We start from the raw sequence: 20,539 nt of genomic DNA, 5'->3' as shown, positions 1-20,539 counted from the left end.
CCCGTCGATGCGGAAACGGCGGCAGTTTCCGCATCCTCATCTTCGACCGGGCGCTTCGTTCGCATCACCTTGAGGACGAATACGAAGAAGGCCGGGACGAAGAAGATAGCCAGAACGGTAGCGGAGATCATTCCACCGAGAACGCCAGTGCCGATGGCGTTCTGGCTCGCGGCGCTCGGACCTGTCGCGATCGCCAGCGGAACGACACCGAGCGTGAACGCGAGCGAGGTCATGATGATCGGCCGGAAGCGGACCCTGGCCGCATCCACGGCCGATTCCAGAAGCGATTTGCCATCAGCGTAGTAGTCCTTTGCGAACTCCACGATCAAGATCGCATTCTTCGCCGAGAGGCCAATGATCGCGATCAGACCCACCTTGAAGTAGATGTCGTTCGGCATGTCGCGCAGCATGACGGCAAGGACCGATCCTATGACGCCGAGTGGCACGACCAGCATCACGGAAAGCGGGATCGACCAGCTTTCATAGAGACCGGCAAGCAGCAGGAAGATGAACAGGATGCTGAGGCCGAACAGGAACGGCGCCTGGTTGCCCGAGGTGATTTCCTCCAGCGATTGGCCGGACCACTCGAATCCGAAGCCTTCCGGCAGCTCGGACGCAAGTCTTTCCATTTCCGCGATCGCCGCACCGGAAGACTGGCCCGGAGCTGGCGCGCCAGCGATGCGGATGGTCGGATAACCGTTGTAGCCGACGATCTGCGGTGCACCCTTCTGCCATTGGGCGATTGCAAAGGAGGAGAGGGGGACCATGCCACCATTGGCGTTGCGCACGTTGATCTTCAGGACGTCCTCGATCTGTAGGCGGGCGCGATCATCCGCCTGCACGATGACGCGCTGCATGCGTCCGGCATTCGGATAGTCGTTGATGTAAGACGAGCCGAGATTGGCGGTGATCGCATTGTTAATGTCGGAAAACGAGATGCCGAAAGTGTTGGCCTTCTCGCGGTCAATGACCAGCAGGACCTGCGCCGCATCGGGCATGCCCTCGATGCGAAGTCCCGTCACCACCTGGCTCTGTCCGGCCTTTGCCATCAGTTCCGCCGCCGCCTTGGCGAGCGCCGCCTGGCCCTGGCCGCCACGGTCCTGAAGACGGAACGAAAAGCCGCCGGTCGTTCCGAAACCCTCGATCGGGGGAGGGGACAGCGCGAAGGTGGTAGCATCCTTCAGACCGAAAAGCTTCATATTGGTCCGGTCGGCGATCTCCTGGACTGAGTTTCCTTCGCCGCGTTCGGCCCAATCCTTCAGCGTCACGAAAGCGAGAGCGGCGTTCGCACCGTTGCCCGAGAAGCTGAAGCCTTGGATGGCCACGACGTTTTCGACGGCGGGCTCCGCCTTGAAGATCGCCTCGATCTGCTTGATGGATTCGATCGTGCGGTTTGCGCTTGCTTCCGGCGGTCCCTGAATATCGACGATCAGGAAGCCCTGGTCCTCGTCGGGCACGAAGGCGGACGGAAGGCTCACGAAGAGATAGCCGAGGCCGACGACGAGCGCGAGATAGACGACCATCATCCGTCCCGCCCGGCGCGCCATGCCTGTGACCGACTTCGAGTAGCCTGACGTCAGCCGGTCGAAACTGCGGTTGAACCAGCCGCCGATACCCTTCTTCTCGTGATGGCCATGCTTGATGGGCTTCAGGAAGGTCGCACAAAGCGCAGGCGTCAAAGACAGGGCAAGGAAGGCCGAGAACAGGATCGAGGCGACCATCGTCAGCGAGAACTGCCGATAGATGATGCCGGTCGAGCCGGGGAAAAACGCCATCGGGATGAAGACGCATGAGAGCACGAGCGTGATGCCGAGGATCGCGCCCGTGATCTGGCCCATCGCCTTCTTTGTGGCGGCCTTCGGAGACAGGCCCTCCTCGGCCATGATGCGTTCGACATTCTCCACGACGACGATCGCGTCATCCACGAGAATGCCGATCGCCAGCACCATGGCGAACATGGTGAGCACGTTGATCGAGAAGCCGGTCGCATACATGACGGCACATGTGCCTAAGAGCGCGACGGGAACCACAAGGGTCGGGATCACCGTATAGCGGAAATTCTGCAGGAAGATGAACATTACCACGAAGACGAGGACGACTGCCTCGATCAGCGTGTGTATGACCTTCTCAATGGATGCCGAAACGAACGGGCTCGTGTCATAGGGGACGGAATATTCCACACCGGAGGGGAAGAACCTCTTCAGCTCCTCCATCTTGGTCTGCACCGCTTCCGACACGGCGACGGCATTGCCCGTGGAGGAGAGCTGGATGGCGATGGCCGCGCTCGGCTGCCCGTTCAGACGCGTGGTGAAATTGTAGGATTCCGAACCTTCCTCAATCCGGGCGACATCCCTTAGCCGCACAGTGGAGCCGTCCGGGTTGGCGCGAAGGATGATATCTCCGAACTGCTCGACGGTGGTCAGCTGACCCTGGACGAGCACGGTGGCGGTGAGGTCCTGCGAGATGGGATTGGGTCTGGCGCCGATCTGGCCGGCGGCCACCTGGGCGTTCTGGGCGGAGATCGCCGCGCTGATGTCTTCCGACGTCAGGTTGAGACCGACCATCTTGTCGGGATCGATCCAGACTCGCAGCGCCCGCTGGCTCGCAAAGAGCTGCGCCCGACCGACGCCGTCGAGCCGTCGAATCTCGCCGATGATGTTGCGGTTGATATAGTCACCGAGCGCCACCTCGTCGCGGCTGCCATCGGTCGAGGTCAGCGACACGATCATGAGAAAGCCGGAACTGGCCTCTTCGACGTTGATGCCCTGGGTGCGCACGGTTGCCGGCAGGCGGGCCTCGACGCGGCGGATCGCGTTCTGTACGTCCACCGAAGCCTGGTCGATATTCGTGCCGGCCCGGAAGGTCGCGTTGATGCTGACCGAACCGGAATTGTCCGATGTGGACTCGAAATACATGAGCCCCTCGACGCCGTTCAGCTCCTCCTCGATCTGGCGGGTGACCCCCTGATAGATCTCCTGCGGCGAAGCGCCTGGATAAGACGTCGAGATGGTGAGCTGGGGTGGCGCGACCTTCGGGTATTGCGCGATCGGCAGGAACGGGATCGCAATCACTCCGGCAATCGAAATGAACAGCGCGAAAACCCAGGCCAGGATCGGCCTGCGGATGAACAATTGTGCCATGTGATGTTACTCCGAGGCCTGGCCGGAAACGGCTTCCACGTTGCTGTCTGGAGAGTTCGAAGGCTGCCAGGGCTCCGGTACAACCTTGCTTCCCGGCTGCACCTTCTGGACCCCGTCCGCGACGATCTTCTCGCCGCTGTTCAAGCCCGACTCGACGATCCATTCGGAACCAAGCGATTGGCCGAGAGTCACATTGCGGATCTCCGCCGTGTCTCCTTCTCCCAGGACATAGACCTGCGCTTGTCCCGTCTCGTTTCGCACGACGGCGCGCTGTGGGACCGTAATAGCATCCTGGCGAACTGCCTGCTCGATCCGCACACGCACATACATGCCCGGAAGAAGCTCACCGTTCCTGTTCGGAAATTCGGCTCGCAAGGTTACTTGTCCGGTATTGGGGTCAACGTTGGCGCTGGCAAACAGCAGCCGACCTGGTTCCTGGTAGACGGAGCCATCGTCGAAGACGAGTTCGACGCGTGCCTCGCCCGGCACTGTGCTGGCGAGCTTGCCGGATGAGACTGCCCGCTTGAGGTCCAGAAGTTGCTGCGCCGATTGGGTGAAGTCGGCATAGACGGGATCGACCTGCTGGATCAGCGCGAGATTGGACGTGCCGTCGGCGGTGACCAGCGCACCCTCGGTGACAAGTGCCCCGCCGATGACACCGGTGATCGGTGCGCGCACTTCCGTGTAATCGAGATTGATCTTGGCCTCATCCAGGGCAGCCTCTGCGAGCGCGACATCGGCATCTGCCTGCGCGAGAGCGACGGCCGCCGTGTCGAACTCGATTCCGGTCGCGACATTGCGTTCCTTGAGCGTCCGCTGGCGCTCCAACTGCTGCCGGGCGTTTGCCTGCGTCGCCTTGGCGCGCTGCAGGGAGGCCTGCGCGCTGGCGACCCGGACCCTGAACAGGCGAGGATCGATGCGGTAGAGGACGTCGCCTTCCTTGACGAGCGCGCCCTGTTCGAAGACCCGCTCTTGGAGAATGCCGGAAACCCTTGCCCGGACCTCGGAAATCCGGGTAGCCGCGATCCTTCCCGGCAGCTCGTTGACGACCGGCACGGGATGGGCCTTGAGCTCGAAGACGCCGACAACGGGCGGCGGCATCTCCCCCCACTGAGCCACAGCCGGAGCGGAGATGAGGGAAAGGGCGAGAGTTGCTGCCAGCAACGCTTTGCTGCGCGGCTGTCCGGTAATGCAAAACATGGTGTTGTCCTAAGGGAGAGGTGGATCAGGTTTCTGGGAAGGAGGTGTAGATCTTGCGGATGCCGTCGAGGATTTCCTGGCGTTCGGCTTCGGGCCAGCTGTGAAAGCCGAACAACTCGGTACAGTAGAAGCCGGACAGGGCCAGATACGACATCAGTGCTGCCCTCGGGCGCGCACCTGAGGCCATCGCGGCGAGATCCCTCGCAACCCAATCCCGCATGATCGTCTGGAGACCTTCCTCGCTGGACATCGAGGCGCTGAGCGCCATCGCAACGGCGCGGTCCGTCTCGTCGAAAGCGCTCTCCGCTGAGGCAATCCGGCCGAAGAGCTGCGGATGAGGCGTGTGCGCGCTCTCTTCCACGCAAGCTTCGATATGGGCCAGGTCGGATTGAACGTGCCGGTCGATAAGCGCCTCAAGGAGGGCGCTCTTGCTCTTGTGATCGTAGACGACCCTTGATTTGCTCACGCCGGCTTCCTTGGCGACAGCATCGATCGAAAGCCCCGCCGCCCCAAGCTTGACGACGACACGTTCGGCGGCGTCGAGAATATCGTCAGCGGTGATCTTGCGAACTCTGGTCAAGGTGATTTCCCGAAAAGCAACTCGCATTAAAATATGAACGTTCGTTCTTTTTTGCAAGAGTTTTTTGCTACTGTGAAGAGCGGGGCTGCACATCGTGGACGCATGTTTCTCCTGATTGAAGGCGTTGACCGGAGATGGCCAGGGATGGCAGTTGGTTTCGGCTCCGCAGGGTGGACGAGACTGGAAAGGCATTTGAAATGGCGATGGTTCTTGTTCCCGGCTTCATGCTCGACGCTGATCTTTGGCGGGACATGGAACCGCTACTCGTTCGTTTCGGTCCGATCAGCCATGCCGACCTCACAAGAGACGGTACGCTGGTCGAGATGGCCGAGCGCGCGCTTGCCGATGCGCCGCCAGCTTTCGTGCTCGTCGGTTTCTCGATGGGGGGCTATGTCGCACGGGAGATCGTCCGGCAGGCTCCAGATCGCGTCAGCGCCTTGATCCTCATCGCCACCTCAGCGCGCGGCGATAGCGAGGTGCAGGCCAAGCGCAAGGCAGCGATCGAGGCACAGGCGAATGCGGCCGCATTCCGAGGGCTGAGCGCTGCAGCCGTTGCCTCCTCACTCCACCCGGACAATACGAGACGGACAGATCTCATTATGCGTATTCAGGCAATGGGGCAGCGGTTGGGAGGCGAGGTGTTCCGCCGGCAATCCCTTCTCGATCGCAACGATGAGCGGAGCGAGCTGAGTGCCATTCGCTGCCCGACCCTGGTGATCGCCGGAGATCAGGACAAGCTCAGGTCTCACGACGAGTCCCTGGAAATTCACCACGGCATCAAAGGTTCGGCCTTCGAAGTTATAGAGAACACTGGGCATATGATCCCGCTTGAAGCGCCTGAAAGCCTGGCCTCGACGATCGGCAGATGGCTCGACCGGCAAAGCCTGTTGGGAACAGGGTGAGTGAGGCTCGGATGCCTTCGCGAATTGTGTGATGAAGCTCTCGCTAAGGCAGCAAGGGCAATCGCCGCCTGATCACGGCACCCCCTGTTCGTCAATATAGGTCTCTCAGCGTGGGTCGACGTGATGACGATCGCTATCCGGTTTGCAGCGCTTCAGACATGGACAACGAACTCGATAATACGTCTGGCAAGTGGCATGGTCCCAATTGCCAAATGGCGCCAGATTAATCTGCAGAGCAGAGCGAGCGCCCTTGCTCCGGTTTCCGCTTCAGCACCGTCAGCAGCGCATAGAGCCCTCGTGGGTCTGCTTAGCCTGCTCCGCTGGTAAACCTAATCGCTTCCTATGTCCCGCAGCCCAAGCGATGGCATTCGACTCAATGGCAAACTCGCGCTCATCGAATTGCTGATCATCGTTTACTTGTACGACCCACTTCTCATCTCGCCTGATGACTCCGACGGAACGCATTCGAACACCTCACATGCAATATTTGCGAGTGTTTCTCTCGTTGCAATCTTCTCGCGATTTTCGAGACACAGATGTGCGGACGATAACTGAAGACTATCAGCAGTTGGGCTTCGACATTCGCTTCGTCTTCTAGCGTACTTTTATGTCGGACACACATCAAGCGCGCGTTTGCCGATGCAAAGGGCAAACCCGCGCCAGGTGGCGCTGCGCTTCGCCGGACTTTATAGCCGGTATCAGTCTGCGATCCTCTTCGTCACGGATGACGTGGAAGAGTCGCTGCGGCTGGCCGCCACTTTTCTGAAACCTGCAGCAAGATCAGGCATCAAAACCCGCCCCTGCTTTCCGAAGAGGCCGAGCGCGGTTGCATATCTATGCGCAAGTGGCGAATGACCGGTGATGTAAATCCGCTGCTCTTCTTGAGCATGCAAGGCCTCGAATATTTCCGCGCCGATCATCAGTCCGCTCAGATAGTCCGAAATCTCCGACGCCTTCAACAGACCAAACAGGACGAGGCTGCGGGCCGAGAAGATGCGCGCGAGAATGCGCCCGGGCAGGGCGCCTTCGTTATATGCTGTAAGAACGCCGCGGCGGAAGGCTTGCGGCTGTTCCTCATAGGCTAGGGGTATGAGCCGGGAAACGAGCGAATCCCTTTTCAGGAGGTTGAGGATTTCGCCCGACATATAGGTGGTGATGCCGGTGATACGGCCATCCTTCATTCTCACCCATTTCGCATGCGGGCCCGGCAGCACGAACAGGCCATCGGCTTCGGCGAGCCCGAAGAGCGACATCTCCTCGCCGCGCATGACATCGGGCAGCGGCTGCGTCTGCGCTATTCCCGGAAGGAAAAGCAAGGGCGGCAGGCCGGCGATGTTATGGCGCACGGCGTTTTCCGGGAGATCCAAGGGGCCGGCTGGTGTCGGGACAAAGGGGCTCTCGATCCAGCCGTTGCGACTGGTGATCATGCCTGAAAGTAAGATCCGTTCGGCCTTGCCTGCCCAGTCGCCGAGTTCCTCACGAAGGATCGCCTCGAAAGCGCGGTCGGGAACACTCACCGTGCCGCGATCGCTTCGGCGCTCTTCAAGCACCTTGTCATCGTCCATCAGGAGCGCGCGGAAGGCGGCGGAGGTCCACTCAATGGCAATATACATGGGATTTCCTCGCATCAGTATGCCGGCTTGACTGGGAACCAGTCCCTGCGCTCGCTGTCGAGATAGGCTCCGGCAATGCCGGCGACGCGGTATTTTTCGAGCTGTTCGATATCCACGTCGACGCCGAGCCCTGGTCCTTCCGGCACCTGGAAGCGCCCCTCCTTCAAAACCGGAGGATCGGGGGAAATATCGCCGCCGAGATAGGCGCGCTCGGTATCGATGGCGATGGACATGTTGGGAAGGGATGCGGCGAGATGGATATAGGCCGATTGCGAAAGCGCCAGTTCCGCGCCCGAATGCAGCGTGACGGGCATGCCGACCGCTTCGCAGATCGCCGCAGCCTTGATCGTCTGCCAGAGCCCGCCGGCCTCGTGCGGATCGAGGAGCACGACATCCGCCGCATTGGCACGAATGATGTTGCCGACATCGGAAAGCGTATAGGCGCTTTCGTCCAGCGCGATCGGCACGGAAGACCTGGCGACCAGGGCGGCGTGGCCGGCGAGGTCGTCCAGTTCAAGCGGCTGCTCCACATAGGCCGGATCGAAGGGCTTCAGCTTATCGAGCTGCCGCTTGGCGGTCGCCGGGGTCCAGGCTCCGTTGACATCAAGCCGTAGTGGATGGTCGCCGATCGCCTTGCGGGAAGCGTCGGCCAAGGTGATGTCGCTCCGCTCATCGAAGCCGATCTTCACCTTGAACGTGGTATAGCCAATATCGAGGAAGCGCTTCAGCCGCTCCGACAGGCCGTGCGGATCGTTGGTAAAGAGATAGGCTGCTGCCTCCACGTCTTTTCGCCAGCGTCCGCCCCACATGGCATAAAGCGGCAGGCCGGCTTGCTTGCCGAGCGCATCCCACATCGCCATTTCGAGAGCACAGATCGCCATCACGGCCGCCCGCTTGTGATGATAGAAACCGGCGCCCAGCACATGCCGGTGGAAGCGTTCGGCATCCGCGATCCGATAACCAATCGCCAGCGGCGCGACGATATCGGCAAACACGGCCGGCACGTTGGCGATCAGCGAAATCGTCTCGCCCCAGCCGACAATGCCTCCATCCGTCTCAATCCTGCAGACCAACCGGGTCGTGCCGATCCGCCGGCCGGAACCCCATAGAATGTCTTCCGTAAAGGGTATGCGAACCAGCCAATGGTCCACCTTTATAATACGCAAGATATCTCCTCCCTCACGCTGGACAAAGCATCCGTCATGGCTTTGCTGTTGACATGGAACTTAGTTCCAAGATATGTCTCTTGGCAAGAGCGGGACGGCATGCTGTGGGAGCGGCAGAAAAATCGCCGTCTGGGAGAGGTCATGGCCAAGGTGCAATTCGAGGCAGTCGAAAAGGACATTGCGAACGACACGCATGGCGTGCCGGGCGTCCAGGCGCTGACGCGCGGGATCCAGATCGTCGATGCGGTTGCGGCCGAGCCGCGGGGGCTGCGGTTCACCGAACTCCTGGACCAGACGCAGCTTCCCAAGGGCACCCTGCATCGCCTGCTTCAGGCGCTCCTGGATGAACGGCTGCTCGCCTTCGATAGCCGCGATCAAGTCTACCGGTTGGCGCCGCGGCTGTTCCAATGGGCTCACAAGGTCTGGGACAATTTCGACCTGCGCGGCGCGGCCGAGCCGGAACTCGAACGGCTGCGGGATTTGACTGGCGAAGCGATCCGTCTCGGCGTGCTCGACGGCAACAGCGTGCTCTACATAGACCAGCGCGAGGTTCCCCAACCCCTTCGCCTCAACAATGGCGTCGGCTCGCGGGCCGTGCCTCATGCAAGCGGGCTCGGCAAGGCGATCCTCGCTCACCTGCCGCTCGAAAAGCGCCGTGCGCTGCTCGACGGCATCGAGCTTGAGCGCCTGACGCCCAACACCATTGTCAATGTCGACGAACTGACCCGGCAGCTCGACCTGACCAAAGCCCGCGGCTACGCCGTTTCGATCGACGAACAGCATATCGGTATTTCCTCGGTCGCCGCGCCGGTTCTCAATCATCGCGGAGAGCCGATCGGGGCGATCGGTATCATCGGCCCTTCCTTCCGCTTGCCGGTGGATCGCTTGCATGCTTTCGGCCGCGATGTGATCGAGGCGGCGCGCCGCACATCCGGCAATTTTGGAGAATTCGCCATGTCGCTTGCCGTCAAACCGCGTCCGTTGGGCCCGGATCGTACGGACGTTCGCTGCGTCATTCCCGCAAGCGCCTTTTTGGGCGAAGGGCCGCACTGGTCGCCGGAACACGGGAAACTCTATTTTGTCGATATCCTGGCGCCGGCTGTGCACACGGGTGATCCGGTCAAAGGTACCTATAGCTCCATGCAGGTGCCGGAACTCATAGGCTTTGTGGTTCCCAGAAACCGTGGCGGCTTCGTGGCTGCCATGCATGGCGAGATCCGCGGGCTCGATCTGGCGACCGGCGAAATCACCACCATCGCCCGGCCGGAAGCGGATCGCCCCGGCAACCGGTTCAACGACGGCAAGTGCGATCGTCGCGGAAGGCTCTGGGCCGGAACGCTCGCGATCGATACCTCGCCGGACCAGGGTCGGCTCTGGCGGCTCGATCCGGATGGACGCGCCCGTGAAATGGATCGCGGCTTCCATGTGTCGAACGGTCTCGGCTGGAGCCCGGACGACCGGACCTTCTATTTTACCGATACCGCCAAGCAGACGGTCTATGCCTATGATTTCGATCTCGAAAGCGGCGAGATCGCCAACCGGCGCCCCTTCATTGTGGTGCCGGAGGAGGAAGGCAAGCCGGACGGTCTGACGGTCGATGCCGAAGGCTTCGTCTGGGTCGCCCATTGGGACGGCTGGTGCGTCACCCGCTACGATCCTGAAGGGAAGGTGGAGCGTGTCGTGCACCTGCCGGTGCCGCGCCCGACGAGCTGTGTCTTCGGTGGAGCCGACATGCAGACCCTGTTCGTTACATCCGCTCGCATCCGGCTTTCGGCCGCCCAGCTCGCCGAGGCGCCGCTTTCCGGCAGCGTGTTTGCCATCGATACCGGCATCAAGGGCCAGCTCGCGCAGATGTTTGCGGGTTGATAAGGACCGGGAGGAGAAGCCATGGCCAAGCTTGAACTGAAAAATATCCGCAAGTCCTTCGGCTCCGTCGATGTGCTCAAGGGTATCGACCTGATGGTGGAGGATGGCGAATTCGTCGCCTTTGTCGGCCCGTCGGGCTGCGGGAAATCCACGCTGCTGCGGCTCATCTGCGGCCTGGACGAAATTACGTCCGGCCAGATGGCGATCGACGGCGAACTGGTAAACGACGTGCCGCCCGCCAAGCGCGGCATCGCCATGGTCTTTCAGTCCTATGCGCTTTATCCGCATATGACGGTGGCGGAAAACATGGGCTATGCTCTGAGGCTTGCCGGCACGCCGAAGCAGGAGATCGCCGAGCGGGTCAGAAAGGCGGCCAAGAAGCTGCGCATCGATGCCTATCTGGAGCGTAAGCCGCGCCAGCTTTCCGGCGGTCAGCGCCAGCGCGTGGCGATCGGCCGCGCCATCGTGCGCGAACCGCGCATCTTTCTGTTCGATGAACCGCTCTCCAACCTCGACGCGGCACTCAGGGTCGAGATGCGTATCGAGATCGCCCGGATGAAGGAAACCCTCGGCACGACGATGATCTACGTCACCCACGACCAGATCGAGGCCATGACACTGGCCGACAAGATCGTCGTGCTGAATGCCGGCCGCGTCGAGCAGGTCGGCTCGCCACTCGACCTCTATAACAAGCCCGTCAACCGCTTCGTGGCGGGCTTCATCGGCAGCCCGAAGATGAATTTCCTGAAACTCGGGGCCAGGAAAGGCGAAGGTGCCTTCGCGGTGCCGGGTGGTGAAGTGCGCCTGCCGCGCAACCTCTCCTCCGCGCCGGCTGAAATAGGCATCCGGCCGGAACATGTGGAACTCGTCAATCGCGGCGCTGCGGACTCGCTGGCCGGCACGGTAACGATCACCGAACATCTCGGCAGCGATACCTATGCCTATGTGGCGCTCGATGGTTCCGAGGAGATGTTCGTCGTGCGGCTTTCCGGCGACCGCGCCGTCAAGCGCAACGAACCGATCGGGGTGCATGTCGATCCTGCCATGCTTCATGTCTTCTCGGCCGATGGACAGTCCATTGCGTCCGCGCGTCCGGTGGCGCTGGAGGCAGCCTGATGACCGTCCACCCGGAACTCGTCGAGAAAGTACATGTCGAGGCGGCGCACTATCCGAGCCTCAAGGGCAAGGGCGTGCTGATCACCGGCGGCGGGTCGGGCATCGGAGCATCGCTGGTCGAGCATTTCTGCGCGCAAGGTTGCAAGGTCGGCTTTCTCGAACTCCACTCAAACGTGGCTGACGCGACGGCCGAAACGGTCGGGAAAAAGACTGGCAACTGGCCATTTCACCGCGCCGCCGATCTCCGCGACATCGATGCCCTGCGAGCTGGCATTGCGGCACTTCGATCCGAGATCGGTCCGGTCCGCGTTTTGGTCAACAACGCCGGCAATGACGACCGCAGGCCACTGGAAGAGGTGACGCCTGAATATTGGGACGAACGGTTCCAGACCAATCTGCGCCACCAGTTCTTCGCAGCCCAGGCGGTTGCCGGCGACATGGCGGAGGCCGGCGGCGGGTCGATCATCAACATGGGATCGATCTCCTGGATGCGCGGGGCGGCGGGCCTGATCTTCTACACGACCGCGAAATCGGCCGTCATGGGCATGACCAAGTCGCTGGCCCGCGAGCTTGGCGAGCGCAACATCCGCGTCAATTCCATCGCGCCCGGCTGGGTGCTGACCGAGCGACAGGTGGAGCGCGCCAAACGCGTCTACCAGGGAAAATTTTCCGAATACCTCGAGGTCCAGTGCCTCAAGGAACACCTGCTGCCGCCCGATATTGCCCGCATGGCGCTGTTTCTGGCGGCAGACGATTCCCGTCTCATCACGGCTCAGACGTTCATCGTCGATGGAGGAGTGGTTTAGGATCGGACGGGTGTCAGCACTCGCCCTGCGATTTTTTGGAGGTTGAAACAGAGTTTCATCGTCTTTCATTGGGAGGAAGGAATGAACGCAATTCGCAAACTGCTCCGCGCCACGGTAATCTTGGGTGTCGCCATCTCTGGCGCAGCCCACGCGGCCGATACCAGCTTCATGGGCTATAGCTATGCCGAGGAATCGGCAAAGCCTTCCGTTGAGAAATTCCTCAAGGGTTTCACGGAAAAGACCAAATTATCGGTGGAGCCGATCGGCTCCGCCTGGGGCGACATGCAGAAGAATCTCTTCCTGCGCGCCCGCTCCAAGACGCTGCCGGACGTCGTGCAGATTTCCGAGCGCTGGTTGCCGACCTTCAGCAACCTGCCGGGTCTGGTCGATTACAACGAGGTGTTCGGCAAGGAATATCTGGCCAAGACCTATGCGCCCGATGCGCTTGCCATGGGTCAATTGGATGGCAAGCAGCTTGCGCTGCCGTTGATGTCCGGTTCGATCGGCATGGTCGCCAATACGGGCGTCCTCAAGAACGCCGGCATCGAGAAGGTTCCGGCAACGATCGAGGAATTCCAGACCGCTCTCGCCGCCGTGCGAGACAAGGTTCCTAATTCCGTTCCCTATGCGATGGCAACCAAAAACCCGAATTCCATTCTGCTCGACTTCATGATCTGGAACTGGACCTTCGGCGGCCATATCATCGATGCCAAGGGCAAGGTCGTCGTCGACTCGGATGCGGGCCGCAAGGCGCTCGCCTTCATGGTCGGCCTGATGAAGGATCGCCTTTCCGCGCCGGAAATCGATCGTCCGGACGCCCGTCGCCTGATGGGCCAGAACGCGGCTGCCTTCTATATCGACGCGCCGCAGTCGCGTGCCTTCCTGCGCAGCTTCTCCGGCCAGGGCAAGGATTTCGACAAGAATGTGCAGCCGATGGGCGTGCCGGTTCAAAATGCCGGCGACGAACCCAAGTCGATCCAGTGGGGCCATATGATCATCTCGTTCGCCCAGAGCGATCCGGCGAACAAGGATGATGCCAATATGCAGTTCGTCGCCTATCTGGCCGACAACGCCGTGCAGACGCAGTTCCCGGTCGAGCAGAGCGCGTTGCCTGGTACTGTCGATGCCCGCAAGGCTCCCGGCATTGCCGACGATGCCTACCTGAGCGACTGGGCGAAGTTCAACAAGTCTCCAGTCATGAACGAGGTCGGCATCTGGCCGGACGGCGCCGAGCTTACCCAGATCCTCGGCGAAGAGGTACAGGCGGCACTTCTCGACCAGAAATCGGCTGACGACGCCATCGCCTCCATGGGCAAGCGGATGGCGGCGGTCATGAGCAAGGCGGGCTACAGCCAGTAAGCCGGAGCTTATCCGATGCCGCGCCCCAACCGCGGCGTCGGACAATTGAATTTCCAACTTGGCAGGCGACCGATCCCATGACGAATTTAGAGATGACAGGCGGCTTCCGGGTGTCTCCCCTGACACGCCGAGGCGGGCTGAAAGGCGTTGAACGCCGTGTCGGCATGCTGATGCTGCTGCCGGCACTGGCCGCCTTCTCGATCGTTATCGTATATCCCTTCGCGCAGGCGCTCGGCCTGTCGCTGTTCGAATATACGCTGCAGAATTTCGAACCGACTTTCATTGGGTTCGATAATTTCCGCACCATCATGTCGAGCCCCGAAGTGCTCGACAGCTTCATCGTCACGGTGATCTATGTCGGCTGCGCCACAGCCGGCACGGTGGTGCTCGGTCTCGGCTGGGCCCTGATCCTCAATCAACCTTTTCGCGGACGCGGCGCGATCCGATCGCTTTCGCTTTTGCCTTGGGTGGTGCCGAGCACCGTCAGCGCCTTCATCTGGGGCTGGATCTTCAACAGCCGCTATGGCGTTCTCAACGCCCTGCTTCTGGAAATGAACCTGATCGAGGTGCCGCAGGCCTGGCTTTCCACGCCCAATGGCGCGCTAGCAGCGGTCGTGCTAACCCGCATCTGGCGCTCGATCCCGCTGTTCATGGCCTTTTTCCTGGCGGGCTTGCAGAACCTCGACAGGGAGCAGATCGATGCCGCGCGTGTGGATGGCGCCGGCAACTTCGCCATTCTGCGCGATCATATCATTCCGCATCTTCGTCCGGTCCTGCTGGTCGTGGTCGTACTGGGGGTCATCGGCGGTCTGCAGGATTTCGATACGATCTTCGCGCTGACGGGTGGCGGCCCGGTTCGGGCAACCTCCGTCCTCTCGATCGAGGTTTATCGCCGCGCCTTCGAACAATGGGATATCGGCATGGCCTCGGCAATCGGCGTGCTTTGGGTCGCAACGCTTCTGCCACCCGCCTACTTCTATCTCCGAATGCTGGTAAAGGGGCGCTGAGATGTTCGATCTTTCCAGCCGTACCGCCAAGGTCGTCTTCTTCGGAACGATGTGCCTGATCGGCTTCTATATGTTCTTCCCGCTCTACTGGATGATCACGTCCTCCCTGAAGGACAATGCCGAACTCTACCGCGTGGTGCCGACGCTCTACCCGCATGAGATCACGCTCAAGAATTACTGGACGGCGATTTCGGAGAGCAAGCTTCTGACCTATCTCACCAACAGCCTGATCACCTCCGGGTCGAGCGCGCTGCTGAACACGATCCTGGCCCTCTATGCCGGCTTCAGCTTCGCCAAATATCGCTACTTCGGACGCCAGCCAGTCATGCTGTTCATGCTGTCCGCGCAGATGTTTCCCTTCGGCCTGCTCCTGATCAGCCTCTATCCGTTGATGACGGAAGTCGGCCTCCTGGATACGCGTCTGGGGCTGATCCTCAGCTATATCGTTTTCGCGCTGCCGGTCGCGACCTACATGCTCTACAGCTATTTCAGTCAGGTTCCGGACGAGTTGATCGATGCCGCGCGTGCCGATGGCGCTTCGGATTTCCGGATCTTCCACACGATCGTCATCCCGATCTCCATCCCGCCGATCGTCACCGTGTTCCTCTATTCCTTCATGTGGTCCTGGAATGATCTTCTCTATTCGATGACCGTCATCGTCTCGGACGAAAAACGCACGATCGGGCCGGGACTTCTCCTGACCTATCTCAACGAACTCAATGCCGACTGGGGCGGCGCGATGGCGGCTTCTCTGCTCGTCTCCGCGCCGATCGTTGCGGCCTTCATGTTTCTCCAACGTTACTTCATTCAGGGCGTCACTGCCGGAGCTGTTAAATGACCAGAACCCTAGCCGGAGCTTTTCCCGTTCTCCCCACGCCCTTCCGCGACGATGGCTCGATCGATGAGGCCGATTTCCTGTCGATCATAGACTTTGCGCTGGAGAGCAAGGTGGACGGCGTCGTCTATCCGGGTGTGGCAAGCGAGGTGGATACGCTGACACCTGAGGAGCGCAGACGGCAAGTCGAACTATTGGCTGAACGGGTCGGCGGGCGCATTCCGATCATCCTCGGCGCCAGCGATCCGGACCCGAAGGCGGCGGCAAAGCACGTGGCGCAGGCAGCGGAGATCGGGGCAGGGGCAGCCATGGTGATGGCACCCTTGTCGCTCGGCAACGACATTGCCGCGCAGACGGACTATTTCCGGCAAGTCGCCGCCAATGCCGGCGTACCGATCATGCTGCAGAATCAGCCGAAGCCGATCGGTGCTGGGTTGACCCCGGAGGAGGTGGCGGCGGTTGCCAATGCTGTGCCGGAAATCCGCTACGTTAAGGAGGAGACGGCTCCTTGCGGTCAGCACCTGACCCGTATCAAGGCAGCCGCCAACGGTTCGGTCGAGGCGATCTTCGGCGGCGCCGGGGGGCGCTACGTCACCGACGAACTGGCGCGCGGCGCAGCCGGTACCATGCCGGCTGCCGAGCTTGCCGATATTCATGCCCAGATGATCCATGCCTGGCAGAAAGGCGATGCCGCCACCACGCGCAGGCTCTACAACGTTTCGCTCCCGCTTCTGAACTTCCAGGCGATTTTCCGCATGCATATGACCAAGGAAGTTCTGCGCCGCCGAGGCGTCATCAAAAACACATTCGTACGCGGCAAAGGCCCGAAGTTCGACGAGGGCGACCGCAAGGAGCTGGCACTGCTTCTGGCGGAGGCCGATTTGCCTTATACCAATCACAAGCCGAACTGAGCCGGGACCCATGCCCAAAAACGTCGTCGATGCGATCGTCTCGGTGGAGACCTTCATCATCTCCATTCCGCGCGAGGTGCCCTATCTCGGACCGCTCAAGGAAGGAGAGGCGATCAACGAGCGCGGCTACCTGATCCGCAAGGGCAACCGTACCATCTATCCCTCGACCGACATGACACTGTTGATCAAAGCAACCGGCGAGAGCGGCAAAATCGGCTGGGGTGAGTGCTACGGCATCGTGGCTCCCGAGGCCACCAAAGCGATTATCGATGATGTACTCGGTCCGGTCATCATCGGCCGCGATCCGGGCGATGCAGCGGTCATCCACGAGGATCTTTACGACCTGATGCGGGTGCGTGGCTTCTTCGGCGGCTATTACCTCGATGCGCTGGCAGGCGTCGATATTGCGCTTTGGGATCTCGCCGGCAAGAATCTCGGCGTGCCTGTCTCGACGCTCCTCGGCGGGCGGCGGCATGACACGATCCGCGCCTATGTTTCGGGTCTGCCGAAGGCGACATTGAAAGAGCGCTGCGATCTTGCCGCCTATTGGGTCGGCAAAGGCTACAAGGGCATCAAGTTCGCAGCTGTCGTGTCCGAGGAGGATATCGTCAAGGAGATGGCGGCGTTGCGGGAGGCCGTCGGCCCGGATATCGACTTGATGGTCGACCTGCACTGGAAGTTCGAGGCAGGCGAGGCGGTCCGCATCATCCGGCGGCTCGAACCCTATAATCTCTATTTCGCGGAAGCGCCGGTGCAGCCGGAGAACCTCGAGGGCCAGGCGCGGGTGGCGGCCGGCATCGGTGTGCCCTTAGCGCTCGGCGAGGAATTACGCACAACCTACGAATACCGTCCGCGTTTCGAGGCGCGCGCCATGAGCATCGTCCAGCCGGAAATGGGCCACACAGGCATTACCGAGTTCATCCGTATCGGTCAGATGGCGCAAGCCTTTCACATGAACATCATGCCGCATGCCTCGATCAGCGTCGGCATCTTCATGGCGGCGAGCCTCCAAGCCGCGTCCGCGCTGCAGAACGTGCCTTACCACGAGTACCAGCATTCGATCTTCGACCGGAACCTCACCTATACCAAGGGCGACATGGCTTCGGGCGAGGGGACCTATGTCGTCCCGACCGGCGCGGGCCTGGGGGTCGAGCCGAAGGAAGAGGTGTTCAAGTTTGCCATTCGCCGCTAGCCGCAAGGACAGCGGTTGTTTAAGGAAAACGGATCTTGCCTACTTACTGAGGCTTAGTAGATCCAATTCGACGAGCGCTCGCCGGACGACGGCATCGGGCTGGTCCCGCGCGATAAGAGTAGCCGCACGCTTTGCGTGCTCCGCAAGCAGATGGTGGGCGGGATCGGCAGCCTGTGCATAGATGTGTTGGGGCTTGAGACCGGAGGCACGCAACCGCCGCACGTAATAGAGTTGGCTGTAGAAAGGTACGGTCCGATCCTCCGGATCGGAAATGACATATATGCGCGGCGACGGCTCGGTTTTGATCCGATCAATTTCCTCTACGGGATCGTAAAAGGCCTCGACATCATAGAGAAAGCGGCCCGGAATATCCCGCCGGTTCTCCCAAAATGCCGCTACCTGCTTTACCGAGGCAAGCGGTGAGGACATGACAGCCGCGTGAAGATCGGCGCGTTTGTTGAGAAGTGCGGCGACAATCTGGCCGCCGGCAGAGTGGCCTGTCAGGACAAAGGAAGATACACCATATCTTTCCTTGAGACGGTCCATCGCTGCATTCATGAGATCGATTTCGCGGCTATGGCGCCGCTGATTGTGGTCTCCTGAAGATCCGTAAATCCCCGGACGCGCCAGGAAGATGGTTGGCGTACCGGCTTCTGTCGACCACTGGGCCATCTCGTCTGTGATGACCGCCGGAGAGCGGTCGGCATAAGAGGAGCCCACATATCGCTCCCCCTTAGGGGTACGCAGCATGACATCGCCGCTGAAATACACAAGAACCAGGGGGGTACCATTCGATGAAAAGCCGTGTCCGTAATATCTGATACACTCGCCTTTGCCATCCACTTCGATCCACATGCCATCGGGAACTTGCGCGCATTGGTCTGGCGAGCTCACCGCTCCATACAGTACCTCTTCCGCGTCAAAGGGCTCGCTTCCAACTGGTACGGAAAGCTGCTTCGGTGCTGACTGCTCAAACGGGCCGAGCCGGGGCTGATCGGCCAGGGTTACACTCGCCGGGCTCGGGATGCCGAAAAATAGGAACAAATACTTGATCACCTGCCAGCGCAGCAGTCGCCAGCAATAGTTGATAAATAGCTTTAACGCGTTCCTTACGCCGCGCATCAGATTTGCCGGCACCGAACAGGAGTTTCACCGGTCTCGTCCCGTGTTCGGTTTGCGTCCTGCTTCAAGGAGGCAACCAGTTTGTGCATCTCGGTGCTGTGGGAACCTTTGAACAGAAGAGTATCTCCGCAGCTCACGCCACTGGTGAGTTTCATGCGAAGGTCATCGAGCGATGTGGTTAAATAGCCTTGGCGGTGTGAGGGAAGGGCATGAAAGAAGTCTTCGTATAATTTTCCGATGCAGTAAAAACGGTCGATGTCGAGCCGTTTGACAAGCAGGGCGAGGTCTGAATGGTATTTGGGTGCGCCTGGACCGAGTTCAGCCATCTCGCCGAGAACCGCAATCTTGCGCCCCTGTGTGATCCGTGAGGCCAGATTTTCCAGTGCAGCGGCCATCGAGCCGGGATTGGCATTGTATGCATCGTCAATGACGGCTACGCGTCGTCCGGCGAGAACGATCTCAAACTCCTCGCCGCGGCCAGGAAGAGGAGAGAAGCATTCCAGCTGCTTCACCGCCGGTTCGATGGGCAGCCCGAGCGCACTCACGGCTGCAAGCACGGCAAGGCCGTTCAAGGCCATGTGCTTGCCCGCGGCCGCCATCCGATATTCGATCTTCTTTCCGGCGATAGATGCCAGCGCACGTTGATCAGCCGTATCGTATTCGAGCAGCTGAAAAGCGCTTTCCCGTGTGGTCCCGTAATGAACGACCTTCTGGTTTCTTGCCACCGCGGCCGAATGAACCGTCTCCCATTCCAGCATATCCCGATTGAGAACGGCAACGCCGCCTGGAGCCATCCCGGAAAATATCGCGCTTTTGGTCAGCGCGATGTCTTTCAAGGTGCTGTTCTCTCCCAGATGAGCGGGCAAGATGTTGGTGACCAGCGACAGATGCGGACGCGCCAGTCTTGAGCTTTGTCCCATGCGTCCAATTGCCAGCTCCAATACGACAAAGCGGGTTTGCCTAGGCATCGAAGCCAGGTTCCAGGCCACCCCGTGAGGCAAGTTTGCGCTATGGGAAGAGCTTGGCGTGTCTTCCCAGATAGATAAAACGTGAGCCAACATCGCGACTGTCGTTGTCTTGCCTGCGCTTCCGGTAACCGCCAGCACGGTGCTGGTCATCTGATCACGTGCATGTCGGCCCATCCCCAGAATGGCTTCATCGGTGTCGCGGACCTGCAGCACCGGCAAATCTGGCAAGCCTTGATCTGGGATCTGTGCGGCAATCACCGCCGCAGGCGGCGGCTTCAATCCAACAAGAGTATGCAGTGGAATGCCTCTTCCTGCGTCCCCCGGGGGGCGAAGAACGGCAAGATGGCCATGTCTCATTGTTGACGCATGGATGCACAGCCCGCTTGCAGACCAGCCCGCCGGCGGCGCTGCCAACCACGTGCCTTTGGTTGCCTCCACCACCTCTTCGGCCGTCCAGTGGGCGTCAGAAATAGTCCGCTCACCATGAAAAGTTTTGAATTTCGGGGCAGCCATTTCCCCAGCATCCATGCCTGGAAGGTTTTTCTTCATCGAACCTCCGGTCTCATGAGCATTGCTCGGCGTTTTGATATTATTCTAGGGTGAGCTTCACCGAAGTCCATTTCGAGGCACGCTCCGGACACGATGAGTGTGGCAATCTACTAATGAGACGTTAACACATGTCCCGGCTGGCGCTCGACAGCCCTCAATCGATCATTCAACCGTTGGGGTGTGATGCCGGTAGATATCTCGTTTGAT

The 20,539-nt window shown here is 60.5% G+C and carries 16 protein-coding genes; 9 read left to right on the top strand and 7 right to left on the bottom strand.

Going from position 1 to position 20,539, the window contains the following annotated elements; genetic code table 11:
- The 3 genes from ACE04I_RS02045 to ACE04I_RS02035 form a co-directional block, all read right to left on the bottom strand.
- A partial coding sequence (locus ACE04I_RS02045; protein WP_487206456.1) for a multidrug efflux RND transporter permease subunit occupies positions 1 to 3,140 on the bottom strand: 3,140 nt, incomplete at its 3' end.
- Between the two features lie 6 nt (positions 3,141 to 3,146).
- Positions 3,147 to 4,340, bottom strand: a complete 1,194-nt coding sequence (locus ACE04I_RS02040) for an efflux RND transporter periplasmic adaptor subunit (protein ID WP_487206455.1) — start codon at positions 4,338 to 4,340, stop codon at positions 3,147 to 3,149.
- 25 nt (positions 4,341 to 4,365) lie between these two features.
- Positions 4,366 to 4,920 carry a TetR family transcriptional regulator gene (locus ACE04I_RS02035; RefSeq protein WP_046793184.1) on the bottom strand — a complete coding sequence of 185 codons (555 nt, stop codon included), beginning with the start codon at positions 4,918 to 4,920 and terminating at the stop codon, positions 4,366 to 4,368.
- Between the two features lie 197 nt (positions 4,921 to 5,117).
- On the opposite strand from ACE04I_RS02035, the gene ACE04I_RS02030 reads away from it, so the two are divergent.
- A complete protein-coding gene (locus ACE04I_RS02030; protein ID WP_046793185.1) occupies positions 5,118 to 5,822 on the top strand; it encodes an alpha/beta fold hydrolase in 705 nt (234 codons plus the stop codon).
- A 698-nt stretch (positions 5,823 to 6,520) separates the two neighbouring features.
- On the opposite strand, the gene ACE04I_RS02025 is transcribed toward ACE04I_RS02030, so the two are convergent.
- Together ACE04I_RS02025 and ACE04I_RS02020 are read right to left on the bottom strand one after the other, a co-directional pair.
- On the bottom strand, positions 6,521 to 7,435 hold the full coding sequence (locus tag ACE04I_RS02025; RefSeq protein ID WP_487206454.1) for a 2-dehydro-3-deoxygalactonokinase: 915 nt from the start codon (positions 7,433 to 7,435) through the stop codon (positions 6,521 to 6,523).
- Between the two features lie 14 nt (positions 7,436 to 7,449).
- Entirely contained in the window at positions 7,450 to 8,601 is a 1,152-nt protein-coding gene (locus ACE04I_RS02020; protein ID WP_046793187.1) for a mandelate racemase/muconate lactonizing enzyme family protein, read from the bottom strand.
- A 141-nt stretch (positions 8,602 to 8,742) separates the two neighbouring features.
- Between ACE04I_RS02020 and ACE04I_RS02015 the strand changes: the two genes are divergently transcribed.
- The 8 genes from ACE04I_RS02015 to ACE04I_RS01980 all read left to right on the top strand — a co-directional run bounded on the left by ACE04I_RS02015 (position 8,743) and on the right by ACE04I_RS01980 (position 17,693).
- Positions 8,743 to 10,467: an SMP-30/gluconolactonase/LRE family protein gene (locus tag ACE04I_RS02015; protein WP_046793188.1), complete on the top strand. Its 1,725-nt coding sequence runs from the start codon at positions 8,743 to 8,745 to the stop codon at positions 10,465 to 10,467.
- A gap of 21 nt (positions 10,468 to 10,488) precedes the next feature.
- On the top strand, positions 10,489 to 11,583 hold the full coding sequence (locus ACE04I_RS02010; protein ID WP_487206453.1) for an ABC transporter ATP-binding protein: 1,095 nt from the start codon (positions 10,489 to 10,491) through the stop codon (positions 11,581 to 11,583).
- Positions 11,583 to 12,389 carry an SDR family NAD(P)-dependent oxidoreductase gene (locus ACE04I_RS02005; protein ID WP_487206452.1) on the top strand — a complete coding sequence of 269 codons (807 nt, stop codon included), beginning with the start codon at positions 11,583 to 11,585 and terminating at the stop codon, positions 12,387 to 12,389. Before ACE04I_RS02010 ends, ACE04I_RS02005 begins: the two co-directional genes overlap by 1 nt.
- Before the next feature lie 81 nt (positions 12,390 to 12,470).
- Positions 12,471 to 13,748: an ABC transporter substrate-binding protein gene (locus tag ACE04I_RS02000; RefSeq protein ID WP_487206451.1), complete on the top strand. Its 1,278-nt coding sequence runs from the start codon at positions 12,471 to 12,473 to the stop codon at positions 13,746 to 13,748.
- A 77-nt stretch (positions 13,749 to 13,825) separates the two neighbouring features.
- A complete protein-coding gene (locus ACE04I_RS01995) occupies positions 13,826 to 14,755 on the top strand; it encodes a carbohydrate ABC transporter permease (protein ID WP_487206450.1) in 930 nt (309 codons plus the stop codon).
- A 1-nt stretch (position 14,756) separates the two neighbouring features.
- Positions 14,757 to 15,593, top strand: coding sequence for a carbohydrate ABC transporter permease (locus ACE04I_RS01990; protein ID WP_046793192.1), 837 nt, complete (start codon positions 14,757 to 14,759; stop codon positions 15,591 to 15,593).
- Complete coding sequence (locus tag ACE04I_RS01985) at positions 15,590 to 16,501, top strand: dihydrodipicolinate synthase family protein (protein WP_046793193.1); 912 nt, start codon at positions 15,590 to 15,592, stop codon at positions 16,499 to 16,501. The genes ACE04I_RS01990 and ACE04I_RS01985 overlap by 4 nt, the downstream gene beginning before the upstream one ends.
- 10 nt (positions 16,502 to 16,511) lie before the next feature.
- Positions 16,512 to 17,693 carry a mandelate racemase/muconate lactonizing enzyme family protein gene (locus ACE04I_RS01980; RefSeq protein ID WP_046793194.1) on the top strand — a complete coding sequence of 394 codons (1,182 nt, stop codon included), beginning with the start codon at positions 16,512 to 16,514 and terminating at the stop codon, positions 17,691 to 17,693.
- 39 nt (positions 17,694 to 17,732) lie between these two features.
- Here the strand turns inward: ACE04I_RS01980 and ACE04I_RS01975 are convergent, their stop codons facing one another.
- Positions 17,733 to 18,815 (bottom strand): alpha/beta hydrolase family protein, encoded by a 1,083-nt coding sequence (locus ACE04I_RS01975; RefSeq protein WP_487206449.1) that lies wholly within the window; start codon positions 18,813 to 18,815, stop codon positions 17,733 to 17,735.
- Positions 18,815 to 20,332, bottom strand: a complete 1,518-nt coding sequence (locus ACE04I_RS01970) for a UDP-N-acetylmuramoyl-tripeptide--D-alanyl-D-alanine ligase (RefSeq protein ID WP_082118253.1) — start codon at positions 20,330 to 20,332, stop codon at positions 18,815 to 18,817. The genes ACE04I_RS01975 and ACE04I_RS01970 overlap by 1 nt, the downstream gene beginning before the upstream one ends.
- Positions 20,333 to 20,539: the final 207 nt, after the last annotated feature.

This window comes from Rhizobium moroccans (assembly GCF_057559155.1).
The sequence above is the reverse complement of the archived record's forward strand: the minus strand, read 5'-3'. Positions and strand labels throughout refer to the sequence as shown.

Bases quoted from the DNA above. Each gene is read 5' to 3' on its own strand.
- ACE04I_RS02040 (WP_487206455.1), bottom strand. From the start codon at position 4,340: ATGTTTTGCATTACCGGACAGCCGCGCAGCAAAGCGTTGCTGGCAGCA.
- ACE04I_RS02030 (WP_046793185.1), top strand. From the start codon at position 5,118: ATGGCGATGGTTCTTGTTCCCGGCTTCATGCTCGACGCTGATCTTTGG.
- ACE04I_RS02025 (WP_487206454.1), bottom strand. From the start codon at position 7,435: ATGTATATTGCCATTGAGTGGACCTCCGCCGCCTTCCGCGCGCTCCTG.
- ACE04I_RS02015 (WP_046793188.1), top strand. From the start codon at position 8,743: ATGGCCAAGGTGCAATTCGAGGCAGTCGAAAAGGACATTGCGAACGAC.
- ACE04I_RS02010 (WP_487206453.1), top strand. From the start codon at position 10,489: ATGGCCAAGCTTGAACTGAAAAATATCCGCAAGTCCTTCGGCTCCGTC.
- ACE04I_RS02005 (WP_487206452.1), top strand. From the start codon at position 11,583: ATGACCGTCCACCCGGAACTCGTCGAGAAAGTACATGTCGAGGCGGCG.
- ACE04I_RS02000 (WP_487206451.1), top strand. From the start codon at position 12,471: ATGAACGCAATTCGCAAACTGCTCCGCGCCACGGTAATCTTGGGTGTC.
- ACE04I_RS01995 (WP_487206450.1), top strand. From the start codon at position 13,826: ATGACGAATTTAGAGATGACAGGCGGCTTCCGGGTGTCTCCCCTGACA.
- ACE04I_RS01990 (WP_046793192.1), top strand. From the start codon at position 14,757: ATGTTCGATCTTTCCAGCCGTACCGCCAAGGTCGTCTTCTTCGGAACG.
- ACE04I_RS01985 (WP_046793193.1), top strand. From the start codon at position 15,590: ATGACCAGAACCCTAGCCGGAGCTTTTCCCGTTCTCCCCACGCCCTTC.
- ACE04I_RS01980 (WP_046793194.1), top strand. From the start codon at position 16,512: ATGCCCAAAAACGTCGTCGATGCGATCGTCTCGGTGGAGACCTTCATC.
- ACE04I_RS01975 (WP_487206449.1), bottom strand. From the start codon at position 18,815: ATGCGCGGCGTAAGGAACGCGTTAAAGCTATTTATCAACTATTGCTGG.
- ACE04I_RS01970 (WP_082118253.1), bottom strand. From the start codon at position 20,332: ATGAAGAAAAACCTTCCAGGCATGGATGCTGGGGAAATGGCTGCCCCG.